This window comes from Mesorhizobium sp. M1E.F.Ca.ET.041.01.1.1 (genome assembly GCF_003997355.1).
Lineage (GTDB): Bacteria > Pseudomonadota > Alphaproteobacteria > Rhizobiales > Rhizobiaceae > Mesorhizobium.
Genome location: NZ_RZSL01001231.1, coordinates 1 through 524, shown reverse-complemented (window position 1 = coordinate 524; position 524 = coordinate 1). Strand labels below are relative to the sequence as shown.

At 65.1% G+C, this 524-nt stretch carries 1 protein-coding gene; it reads left to right on the top strand.

Going from position 1 to position 524, the window contains the following annotated elements:
- The coding region (locus tag EOA38_RS38535; RefSeq protein WP_245481043.1) for an ATP-binding protein at positions 1 to 524 on the top strand (524 nt) is incomplete at both ends.

The following is a 524-nucleotide window of genomic DNA, read 5'->3' as shown; positions in this document are numbered from 1 at the left end:
CCGCACGCCGATGAACGGCGTGCTTGGCATGGCCGAGCTTCTCGCCAAGACCGAGCTCACGCCACGCCAGAAGACCTTCACCGACGTGATCGTCAAATCCGGCAACGCGCTGCTCACCATCATCAACGACATCCTCGATTTCTCGAAGATCAATGCCGGCCAGTTGACGCTCGACCCCGCGCCCTTCCGCCTGGCCGAGGCGGTCGAGGACGTGGCCACCCTGGTTTCGGCCCGGGTTGCTGAAAAGAACCTCGAGCTCATCGTGCGCGTCGATCCGCGCCTGCCGGCCTTCGTCGTCGGCGACGCCGGGCGCTTCCGCCAGATCGTCACCAACCTGCTCGGCAACGCCGTGAAGTTCACCGAGAAGGGGCATGTGCTGATCGATGTCGGCGGCGATGTTGTCGACGGCGTGGTCCAGCTCAAGGTCCGCGTCGAGGACACCGGCATCGGCATTCCCGCCGAGAAGCTGCAGAGCGTGTTCGAGAAATTCGCCCAGGTCGACGGCTCGTCGACCCGCCGTCACG